General features: G+C 49.5%; 12 protein-coding genes and 1 pseudogene. 3 read left to right on the top strand and 10 right to left on the bottom strand.

Annotated features, from left to right (window positions below; translation table 11 throughout):
* Positions 1–24 precede the first annotated feature (24 nt).
* Positions 25–1,200, bottom strand: a complete 1,176-nt coding sequence (locus AC5JLP_RS09385) for a cytochrome P450 (protein WP_496067669.1) — start codon at positions 1,198–1,200, stop codon at positions 25–27.
* 104 nt (positions 1,201–1,304) lie between these two features.
* On the opposite strand from AC5JLP_RS09385, the gene AC5JLP_RS09390 reads away from it, so the two are divergent.
* Positions 1,305–1,961 carry a TetR/AcrR family transcriptional regulator gene (locus tag AC5JLP_RS09390; RefSeq protein WP_496067670.1) on the top strand — a complete coding sequence of 219 codons (657 nt, stop codon included), beginning with the start codon at positions 1,305–1,307 and terminating at the stop codon, positions 1,959–1,961.
* 254 nt (positions 1,962–2,215) lie between these two features.
* Here AC5JLP_RS09390 and AC5JLP_RS09395 read toward each other — a convergent pair whose 3' ends face one another.
* The 7 genes and pseudogenes from AC5JLP_RS09395 to AC5JLP_RS09425 form a co-directional block, all read right to left on the bottom strand.
* A complete protein-coding gene (locus AC5JLP_RS09395) occupies positions 2,216–2,653 on the bottom strand; it encodes a VOC family protein (RefSeq protein ID WP_496067671.1) in 438 nt (145 codons plus the stop codon).
* 340 nt (positions 2,654–2,993) lie between these two features.
* Positions 2,994–3,800 (bottom strand): biotin--[acetyl-CoA-carboxylase] ligase, encoded by an 807-nt coding sequence (locus tag AC5JLP_RS09400; protein WP_496067672.1) that lies wholly within the window; start codon positions 3,798–3,800, stop codon positions 2,994–2,996.
* A 153-nt stretch (positions 3,801–3,953) separates the two neighbouring features.
* Positions 3,954–4,730, bottom strand: coding sequence for a pentapeptide repeat-containing protein (locus AC5JLP_RS09405; RefSeq protein WP_496067673.1), 777 nt, complete (start codon positions 4,728–4,730; stop codon positions 3,954–3,956).
* 79 nt (positions 4,731–4,809) lie between these two features.
* A pseudogene (locus AC5JLP_RS09410) lies at positions 4,810–5,612 on the bottom strand (IS5 family transposase).
* Positions 5,613–5,790: 178 nt separating this feature from the next.
* Positions 5,791–6,024: a helix-turn-helix domain-containing protein gene (locus AC5JLP_RS09415; RefSeq protein ID WP_496067674.1), complete on the bottom strand. Its 234-nt coding sequence runs from the start codon at positions 6,022–6,024 to the stop codon at positions 5,791–5,793.
* Between the two features lie 558 nt (positions 6,025–6,582).
* Complete coding sequence (locus AC5JLP_RS09420; protein WP_496067675.1) at positions 6,583–6,921, bottom strand: cupin domain-containing protein; 339 nt, start codon at positions 6,919–6,921, stop codon at positions 6,583–6,585.
* Positions 6,922–7,266: 345 nt separating this feature from the next.
* The gene (locus AC5JLP_RS09425) at positions 7,267–8,007 is read right to left on the bottom strand and encodes an LmeA family phospholipid-binding protein (RefSeq protein WP_496067676.1); all 741 of its coding nucleotides are present in this window, start codon (positions 8,005–8,007) and stop codon (positions 7,267–7,269) included.
* A gap of 279 nt (positions 8,008–8,286) precedes the next feature.
* Here AC5JLP_RS09425 and AC5JLP_RS09430 point away from each other — a divergent pair, with 279 nt between their 5' ends.
* Positions 8,287–9,072: a hypothetical protein gene (locus AC5JLP_RS09430; RefSeq protein WP_496067677.1), complete on the top strand. Its 786-nt coding sequence runs from the start codon at positions 8,287–8,289 to the stop codon at positions 9,070–9,072.
* A 315-nt stretch (positions 9,073–9,387) separates the two neighbouring features.
* On the opposite strand, the gene AC5JLP_RS09435 is transcribed toward AC5JLP_RS09430, so the two are convergent.
* A complete protein-coding gene (locus AC5JLP_RS09435) occupies positions 9,388–10,095 on the bottom strand; it encodes a response regulator (RefSeq protein WP_496067678.1) in 708 nt (235 codons plus the stop codon).
* Positions 10,096–10,193: 98 nt separating this feature from the next.
* Complete coding sequence (locus AC5JLP_RS09440; protein ID WP_496067679.1) at positions 10,194–10,376, bottom strand: hypothetical protein; 183 nt, start codon at positions 10,374–10,376, stop codon at positions 10,194–10,196.
* Positions 10,377–10,589: 213 nt separating this feature from the next.
* Here AC5JLP_RS09440 and AC5JLP_RS09445 point away from each other — a divergent pair, with 213 nt between their 5' ends.
* Positions 10,590–10,775, top strand: a complete 186-nt coding sequence (locus AC5JLP_RS09445) for a hypothetical protein (RefSeq protein WP_496067680.1) — start codon at positions 10,590–10,592, stop codon at positions 10,773–10,775.
* Positions 10,776–10,798: the final 23 nt, after the last annotated feature.

Genomic DNA, 10,798 nt, shown 5'->3' on the forward strand with positions numbered 1-10,798 from the left:
TAAAAGTGTTGTGAGTTGAATGAATCAGAACAAAACGGGTAGAGATTTGACTCCGTGGATATCGCTAGAGGGAATGAATTCCAGCGCCGCAGTCGGATCGATTTGCAGATTTGGCAATCGCTCCAGGACTGCCTGTAGCACCAGTTTTCCTTCCAGGCGAGCTAGGGGCGCACCCAAACAAAAGTGGATTCCATTGCCAAAAGCAAGATGGGGATTGGGATTGCGATCGACCACAAACGTTTCCGCTTGCTCAAACTGCGTCTCGTCTCGATTGGCAGCACCCAGCCAAACCGTCACGATCTGTCCAGGCGGAATCATTTGATTGCCGAGTTGCGTCTCTGTTATGGTCATTCGCTGCATGGCTTGAATCGACGATCGGTAGCGCAAGACTTCTTCGATCGCCAGTGGCAGCAAGGATGGCTCATGCTTCAACTGCTCAAACGCCTGCGGGTATTCGTTGAAGCAGAGGATCGCATTTCCTAACAGGTTGGTGGTTGTTTCGTTCCCGCCGACGAGGAGCACAATGCAGAAATCCACAAGCTCCTGAGCCGTCAGCTTTTCTCCACCCTCGTGGGCCGCAATCAAATCGCTAATTAAGTCGTTACGCGGTTTGCCTCGACGCTGCCCAATCAAGTCACGGAAGTAGTCAGCCATCGCTTGCAGGGCAGTGGGGTCAAAGGTAACGATGCCATCAGACCAGCGTTTGAAATCCTCACGGTCTTCTAGAGGTATGCCCAAGATTTCGGCAATGACAATAATCGGCACAGGAGTCGCCAAGTCATGCATGAAATCCATCTGACCTTGCTCGACCACGCGATCGAGCAGTTCATGGGTGATTGCAGTCATCCGGGGAGCAAGTTTCTCCACTCGATGGGGAGTGAAGACCTGTTGAGCCAGAGAACGGAGCGATCGATGTTTGGGTGGATCGGTGAAGTTAAGGCTTTGAGTGAAGTCGGTTTGATCGGGTGGATGGGGAATGCGGGAGGAAAAAGTTTGCCAATCGCTGAACACTCGTTTCACATCCTGGTAGCCAAACACCATCCAGCTTTCACGCCCAGAGTCATAGAACACGGGATGACGGCGCATCTCGGCATACCAGGCAAAGAGACCGTCAAAAAGCTGTCCGGTATGCCAGGCAAGGAGATTGTCAAACTGGGGTGCGCCTGGTTTGGTTTCGAGCCGTTGAGAATTTTGTTGCACAGTCGCTTCCTCCATTGCAGTACAGTAGACTTAAGAACGCGAGATAAACCTCGTGACTTCAAAATACGAGATAAACCTCGCGTTTGTCAACCCAACTTTGAGCTATGGCTGAAACATTTGAGCAAGCACCTCAAGCACCTCGCTGGCGACTGCCCAAACAAGCACGCAGTCGAGAGCGGTTCGATCGCATTTTGGATGCGGCAGCAGCACTATTTGCTGAGGTTGGATACGATGCGGTGACCACAGACGATATTGCAGCCCAGGCAAATACGTCGGTCGGTGGGCTATACCGCTTTTTTCCAGATAAGTTGGCAGTCTTTCATGCCTTAGCCAATCGCTATTTCAACCAATTGCAGGAACTATTCACAGCCCTGCACACGGATGAAACGATTCACCTGCCGCTTGAGGACTACATTAATCACATGATTGATGCCTTCGATCGCTTCGTTGCAGCGAATCCTGGCTATCGAGCCGTTTTTGTTCAGTCGCGTCTGATCTCAACCGAAATTCTGTCGATGGATACAGCGTTTAATCAAGCCATTGTCCAGCAGCTAGCAGACTTTTTTGCGGTTCGTAATCCTTTACTTGAACCAGAGCAACGAGATCTCATTGCGATCGTCAGCGTGGAAGTAGGTAGTGTGCTGGAAATTCTCTCACTGACTCGCGATCGTCATTTCAGGCAACAAGTTCTTGTAGAAACCAAGAAGCTACTCATTGCCTACTTAAGGCAGTATTTCCAGATTGAATCTATTGCTGGATAGCGATCTTGCCCACATCAGAATGATGTGGCTACGCCTTAAGCCAAAACTTAAACTTATTCAACCAGCAGTGACATTTCATCAATAACCTCTCAATTCCGTCCCCATCGCGATCTAGTGGTATAACGCTCCGGTTCAGCGATGGGCCGCGCAGCGGGTCGTCCGCTGCAACCGATTGTTATACGCCAATGAAAGTATCCCAACGGCCGTTCGCTTGCCGCAAAGCACGTGCGCTTCTGCGCCTCTATGGGGACGCTTTACCCAAGTTGCTCGGCGAGCCCGATGAGCAGTCCTTCGGGGCCGCGGATGTAGCAGAGCCGATACGAGTCCCCGTACTGCACCACTTCGCCAACGAGCTGTGCGCCGCGCTTGCAGAGCTTGGCAAGCAGCTCGTCGATGTCGTCCACGGTGAACATGACGCGGAGGTAGCCGAACGCGTTCACCGGGGCGTTCCGGTGATCAGCGACTACAGGCGGGGTAAGAAAGCGAGAGAGCTCGAGCCGACTGTGTCCATCGGGAGTGACCATCATGGCGATCTCGACGCGCTGGAGGCCCAGTCCGGTGACGCGCCCGGCCCATTCTCCTTCGATCGTGGTTCGCCCTTCGAGCTTCATACCAAGCTCGGCGAAAAAAGAGATGGCGGTGTCGAGGGATTCCACCACGATGCCAACGTTGTCCATGCGCTTAAGAGCCATATCATTTCCTCTCATTCTTGACCAGAAACGTCCGGCATGTGACATTCACATGGCGTATAACTATGTATTAAGTGTCAGATCCGCTGGATAAGCACCCATTTCTTCAGAATTATTTGTCAAAGTGGTGGGATAGTACCCTCTTTTAAGGAATTATGCAGAAGACCTGCTGCTTAATTCCATGTTTTTGGGGTGTTATCCGTCAGTTCTGCTGATTAATACCGGGAGCTAAGGTTTCATCTAACAGCCCTGTTCTTCCTCCGTTGATAGATCAGACTAGCATGTCGTCTCGATCGCTCCACCTCCAGCCTCGAAACGTTCTACATTCATTGCATTAGCAATTTCAATACGACGATCGCCCCCCACGCTGCTGCCAAAGAATGTGTCCTGAAACGAACGATCGCACTTCACCATTAGGAAGCTGCAACAGGAGATGACCAAGATCGCTGATGCCAGCCGCTTCACCTGCAATGCATCCGCCATTCAATTCAACTGTGATAGGTTGGCCCAGTAATGCATCTCGACTGCGGAGTGCGGGCAGCAATGCGTTTAATTGGGCACTGCCTAACGGATCATTCGATGCTGATTGCAGCAAGCCTGCTGTCTGGAGCAAATAATGGCGTAAGCGTTCTAGCAGCAAAAGCGGTTCGGGTACCACTGGCGAAACGTGGTGCAAACTAATAGCCTGACCGATCGTGCGTTCATTCAACTCCGCTTGCTCAAACTCCACCTGACGATTCAACCCAATCCCGACGACAACGCGACTCATATTACCGTGAGCACTGGCTTCGCACAAAATGCCTGCCAGTTTTCGACCCTCTAACAATACATCGTTGGGCCATTTCAATTGCAGCACGCCTTGCAAGGCTGGTAGCGAATCTTCAACCGCATAAATCACTGCTAATCCTGCCCCCAGACTAATAACAGGTAATTGGGCAACGGGAACTTCTAACACAAAGCTTGCTGTTAATACGCCTTCTGGTGAGTACCAACTGCGCCCATGCTGCCCACGTCCAGCCGTTTGCCGTGGTGTAAAGACGACATCACCATGCTGCAATTTGGCAAGATGCGCGATCGACCAGGTGTTTGTGCTGGGGCATGTCTCTAACCAATGCAACCATGCAGGTAATGGAAGCGGCGATCGTGTCATTGCCATCGCACCTCGAAACGACTCAATTGGAACCCTCGATCGCCTTTGACTCTTTCAGACAACCTCTTTCTGCCCAAGCTACTGCACTTAACCTCAACGATTCAAAACATCCTGTTGTCGATTCCTTAAGCAAATGGTTGTGTTGAAAAATCATTAATTAGACGAAGAGCCATTAGAAGGGCGAAATCCTCTAGGAAACTTAGCTGTACTAAGCTTTGCAGCGTTCCAGTTAACTTCTCTTAAATCGGTGGCTTGTAGGTTTGTTTGACTTAAATTTGCTTGTCTAAAACTTGCTCCTCGCAGATGAGCTTCATAAAAGCTTGCTCCAGTTAAATCTGCTTGCTCAAATGTTGTCTTAAGTGCAACAGCTTGCTCAAAATTTGCATTGACTAGTAGTGCCTGGCTAAAATTTGCTTGATTTAAGAGTGCTTTATATAGCGTAGCTTGTGACAAGTTAGCTTCCCTCAAATCTGCTCGATTCAAGTCGGCTCCAGATAACGTTGTACGCATCAAATTTGCTTGTTGTAAATTTGCTCCAAGAAAGATCACAGCTGATAAGCGCGTGCCACTCAAATTACTCTGCCGCAGGTCTGCACCAACAAATTTGGTTACAAGTGTGGTGCGACATCCAAAGTGACCACCATCGTGCCAATAAAAGGTGGCACCCCGAAGATCCGCGCCTTGCAAATTTGCGTTTGTAAGATCTGCATCAATCAGACTGGTTCCTTGCAAGTTAGCACCCATGAGATTAGCGCCACGTAGATTGGCTCCTCGCAAATCACACCCCTGACATTGTTTTGTCTGTAGAAGTTGCTTCAAATGTTCAGGATTTCCAGTTCTTTGTGCTTTAACCCGTCCCTCACACGTATCATCAGCGCAGGCAGAGCAAGCAATTGCAGCGATCGCAGCTAAAGCTTTTAGTTTCAACATAAATCACCAAACAAGCTGTTGGACTTACTAATCATTTAGAGATTTGATTGTAGCTAGATCTTAGAAGCGGTTTGAAAAGTTAAGCAGTTGCATCAGCAGGCGCTAAACGCCTGAGCATGAGGTGCACCATCGCCGCGTAGATCATGGCTTCACTACGAGTTGGCAAGTATTCGTAGTCCTTACGGAGGCGACGAAAATGTTCCAGCCAAGAGAAAGTGCGCTCAACCACCCACCGCTTGGGCAGCAGGACGAAGCCCTTAACGTCATCGGAGCGTTTGACCACTTCCAACTTCCGACCGTAGCGCTGCTTGACCTTCGCGATAAAGTCCTTGCCGCCAAAGGTGCTGTCGACCCAAATCAGTTGCAGGCACGACCAGAGCGAGGCGCAGAAGAACGTCAACAAGGTCAGCTCCGCATGGTCAGAGCGACCAGCGCTGTGGACGCATATCGCCAGGAGCAACCCCATCGTATCAACCAAAATCGTGCGCTTGCGTCCTTTGATTTTCTTACCACCATCAAAGCCCTTCTCGTCCGCCTTGCCTGCGGTTTTGACCGATTGACTGTCAATACTGCCCCTGCACTCGGTTGTGCCTTGCGTCCGGCTTGTTCGCGAACTTGCACCCGCAACAGGTCATTGAGCTTCTGCCAAGTCCCGTCTTTACTCCAAAGGTGAAAGTAGGAGCACACGCTTTGCCACTTCGGAAAGTCGTGGGGTTAAGTCGCGCCATTGGCAATCATTGCGGATGAAGAGAAGATGGCATTGCACACTTCTTGCAGATTCAATGTTCGCGGTCGTCCACCGGGTTTTGCCGCAGGAATATGAGGTGCAAGCAGGTTCCACTGGGCAGAGGTGAGGTCGCTACGGCAAGCTAGTCGTGTCATTTGTGGGGTCTCTAATCGACCCCTTTACTCTATCGAGCGGCTTTTCAGGCGGGTTCTAAGCTTCCTATGAAGCCTACTTCTAAGAATCCAGCTATTAATGCCTTGAGCGCTGTTTTGAGATGAACCATTGCTTGACAAGATAGAGCAGTGGAAGTTACCAGTCATAGGAACTCCATCCTCATTCAGGAAAGTACTTAAGCAGCAAATCCTTGCCAGTCTCGCCCATATGTTGCAGCAAGTGCTCAATCTGTTTCAAAGCCACAGGTAAGGGCTTTGTCCGCCCGTTTTCCCAGCGATTCACACTCTGAAATGAAACTCCTAGCTTTGTGGCAAACTTGACTTGCGAGAGTTGTAGGCGCTGACGAGTCTCGCGTACAAGATCTGCTAGCGCTAATTGTTCGATTCCAGACATAGAGGATGAATGGTTGAATTGTATGCTTACTAGCCATACCAGGTGGTATAGTTACTGTCCTTCGGTCGAAAGGCGTAAACGCTAGAGCTGGGGTTTGAGTGGTAGGCAAACCTCCATTCCCGTTAAGGAGTGTACCAGTTGAACCTACTGAGAAGCAGGAGCACCTCAAACGTTGACACGATAAAAGTTTGTTTTCGTGCCGCAGTAGGCAGCGCTTGGCAGTTAACCAAGATCTTCTGACAGCTCTACTTGGAGAGGCGAAACTGATAGAAGTTGAGCAGCACCAAGCTAAGCAAGAGCGTGAGCGCTCACTTGAGTGACAGCGTTGGCCGCTGCCATGCTACCAGCGCTTACGGCGTTCCCTGGTCAAAGGGGAGTGAGAGCTGGTCTGTCCCGCCCAGCGTTGACGTTGCTCATAGGCTTGGGCAAAACTTGGCAGCAGGGCTTCAAAGGCCTTCTGGTTGAGGCCTGTCATGGTTCGCAGCAGATAGCTTTGCCTCAGATAAGGGGTTTCAACCCCTCCACCCCCAACAGTATCTTCAATTTAATTACATCCAGTTACTGATCGCGTCCATGCGCTAATGCAGGCGGGCAAGTCGCTTCAATGGCTGTGAACGGCTCCAAAATTTTGTAAGTATGGGATGCCCCTTCAGGAATCGTCCAAGAGTTGCCCGGTTCTAGCACAACCATTTGTCCTTCTAGATGCAGTTCTGCTCGACCTGCGATCACATAACCGACCGTCTCATACGCTCGACTGGTCGCGGGTTTTGCTTCACCAGGCTGCTCATTTTCCCACAGACGCATGGAGACTTTTTTCCCGGTTGCTAGATACTTCTGCCCCATCTCACCTTTGGGCGAAAATTGAGCATCGACTTTTGTAACGGTGGTGTCAGTCATAAAGTTCCTGATAATCAATGTAAGGTTCATCAGCGCTATTTCAGCGCGATCGGTTGAGCGTCAATTTTGACTTGAAACAAACCGTAAGGCTTGGGCATTTAAGCCTGAATCATGGTGCTGTAGGCGACCGCAGTAGCGAGACTTGCCAATAACGTCGATCGCAGCACTTTCTTTCACCTCATTGATGATTCATCTCCACCCAACTCGTTGTGCTCAATTCATGGCGCTTACACAATAGAAATTCTGCTGGTATCCGGCCTCTCTCTAGCGGTTGAGAAAGCCCTAAACACTAAAGTAGAGCGCCAGTCTTGCCCTCCCATCCAATTTGTTGTTGGATTAATACGTCTATAGCGGAGGCATTTGAGGGATATGAGCTTCGGTTTCAACCAGCATCTTGCCTGACTGGATGCTTAAGCGTTTGACCCGAATCGCTATGCCTTCAATTTCGATATACGGTAATGCCAATAATTTGTTGAACGTTTGCATGAGAGCAATAACAAACTCGATCGACAGCCCTTCTCCTGGCTCACACACAAACGATTCCATCAGTACGGGTCGTTCATCAGTGCGGGGCATTAGCACCACTGAAAACCCAACCTGTCGAATGGCCTCCCGTTCGTATAGCAGCGCAGCACCATTGAGTGCAATCTTGCCATCCGCAGGTAGTTTGACCGCGATCGGATGCACCAGTTCTATGCTGACAGGCTCTCCTTCAACCTTCATTTCTAAAGTAGGCAGCCTGCTGGTAACGGCCTCCGCCTGCATCGCTTGGTTCAAGTCGGCTTCTGTCAGCACAACCTGAGCTGTGGCATCAAGGGGGTGATCCAGTTTCAACTGCCCCAGCAAAAGGCTAAGCGGGTTCACTGCAAGACGATCGGTTTGTACGGTTACATCGTGCACCCGCACCTTCTGTACCACAACGCCGTGTCCGCTTACTGCAACCGAATCAGCTTTACCTTGAGCGGCCTTCAACGCATCCGTTTGCACGTCAACATTGAGATCTTCTGCCGCCTCTACCTGGCTAGACAAGCCCGCATGAGCCACCTGCGAAATGACCTGTTCATCCAAACGTGGTTCTTTCGACATCGCTCTCGGTTTCCTACATTCAACATTGCAACTGTAGTGATTCTCAAAGAACGATAAATCTACAGTGCGGCAGAGGTCGCGATGAGACCGATCGCGGTTAACGATGTTTTAAACAGGACAGCGATCGCGCGTAGATTAAAAAAGCAGCATAAAACCTCTTTCGATCGAGTCATCTCGGCGCACTGCAACTGGCTCTGACATTGGCTCTTTAGTATGAGGGATCAATGCCATTTGCTTTATAGGCTAATGCCTGTACTTCATTTTTTGTCACATCATCATATGGCTACTAAGCAAGATCCCAAGAGCAAGCAAAGTGCTTCCCAACAAGACGACCAAAAACACAATCAAAGTGACACTTCATCAAAAGCAGTTGCGGCTGACCGTGGTGCGAATGATGATACTCAGGCATTAGAGTCTTTGCTGGAGACATTAAGCGGCGATTTGTCATCAATCGACACAGACGCCGCTCTCGGTGCGATCGACGAGTGGCATGGGCTGTTGCAAAAAGCCAAAGAGCCAGAACTCAAAGAGCTTGCTGGTGGATTGAAAGAACTCAAGCAACTCCTGAAGGGTGGCAAAGCGACAGGGCACGACATTGGCGAAGTGCTTTCTCACATTGGCGACCAAACCAGTGACATTGCTGCTGATGCAGATAAAGGGGTAAAAACCTCTCTACAGAAGCTAGGTAAGCAGTTGTCTAAGGCTGGTCAAGCATTGGGTAAAGCTGAAGACAGAGAAGCGGTGGAACAAATCGAGTCGCTGAGCGAAACGCTGCAGGGTGATTTGACTGAGGTTGATACCGATACGGCTGTGGGTGCGATCGATCACTGGTATGGCCTCTTGCACAAATCTGACAACGAGAGCTTGAAAGAGATCTCGAATGGTTTGAAAGAGCTCAAACAAATCCTCAAGCGCAAAAACGCAAATGCCTCTGACATTGCCGAAGCACTAACCCAGCTTGGTGAACAAACTAGTGAGGCTGCTTCAGAAGCGCATCGGGGTCTCAAAGGTCCCATTCAAAAGTTTGGCAAATTACTCAGCAAAACAGGTAAATCGTTGGAGTGATATCTGGCTGTTTTGATCAGTGCAGAATGCTAAACCCGTTTTGGTCATTCTGCTCGCTATACCAATTCTCTTTAAAGACGCGCAGAATTGCAGGTTAGGTAGAACAGCGTAAAACCCAACAGAGGCTTGGCTTTTCTGGGTTTCGCTAGACTCAATCCAACCTGCATTTGTCTGCAAATCCACATGGAATTGGTTTAACAAGGGGCCAGTCGTAGGGGTAGGTTTGCATTCAAGATACTACTTGTGTGCTTGTTTGAGACAAAACCTACCCCTACACAATCTGCCGTCATCACAATTTAGCTTGGTATTGAAAGTTTAAGCAACCAACCCAGCGCGTAAAGCGCGCACAGCCGCTTGGGTTCGATCGTCCACACTCAGCTTATTGAGAATATTGCGGACATGCGTTTTGACCGTCCCGATCGTGATGTAACACGTTTCAGCAATGTAGGCGTTGCTAGCTCCATCCACAATCATGCCTAAGATCTCCAGTTCACGCCGCGTCAATGGATAAGACTCCAACACGGCCTGTTGGGTCTCATCAGCTGTAATGTTTACTTGGCCTGATTTAGAAGCAGCCGTGATAGCAACCGTTCGTTGACGGTCTAAAATCAGTCGGGTAATCGTGGGATCAAGCCAACTGTCGCCTTGATAGGTGCTTTGAAGCGCTTCTACAAGCTGCTCGCCCGGTAAATTTTTTAAGCAATAAGAGTCTGCTCCGGCAGCAACAGCCGCTAAAACTGTCTGCGCTTCTTCTTGCAGGGTCAAAACCATAAATTTGGTTTGGTTTGACGCAGTATCCAACGTTTTCTTATAGTGGCGGATCACCTCAATACCGCTCATGCCTGGAAGGCCCAGATCCAATACGGCTACATCGGGGTTCATCGTCTTTAAGAGCATGGCCCCGGTTGTGCCGTCTGCGGCTTCACCAACAATTTCAATCTCAGGATACCGCTCAAAGATCAGGCGTAGACCAAGACGGGTCAGATCATGATCTTCGATAAGGGCGATACGGATCTTATTCATGAACTTCGCTCCCTGTCTGTTTGACTTACACAACGATCCCTCTAAACGCGCACAACGCACGTGGATTGAGGTACTTTGGTTTTGCTCACTAACGCCGCTTACTTTGTACGATCGACCAGTGGTAACTGCTTTTCTTTTGCCAGAGCGATCGCAGACTCCCATGCTGTTTGATAGCCCTTTTGAGTCGAGATTAAGCGCCCTTCTTGGGCGTCCACCACATGTTCTTGTTCCAGCAAGTGAAGTTCGACTAGACCATTAGTGAGGTGAATGGAATAGAACACACGCCTAAGCCCAAATAAACAGCCTCACAAGATATCGAATCAAATCTTTGAAGACTGATCAGTACACTTTCAGACATAAGGTAGGGTTCCAGGAAAAATTGCCACTTTGAAAGAAAGCCGCTGTAGAGACATTCAATCTACTCATAAAAGCCTTGTAGCGTTTGTTGCCTGCCTGTTGCGTACTAGCTCTTGGAAGCATAAAGTCTAGTCTTAATGTCCGATACTCAAACCAATCAGCCGCCGGGAAAGCGATTGCTAGCAGCCTTGCCTAAAGCTGACTACGATCGCCTTCAGCCGCATTTAGAGCTAGTGACGCTTTCGCTGCAACAATCAATCTACGAAGCCAATGACCCCATTGCTGATGTTTATACCAAATTAAAAAAAAGGAGTGACAGATAAGATACTGGGTTTTGGCGTGATGA

It is taken from the genome of Stenomitos rutilans (genome assembly GCF_059505485.1).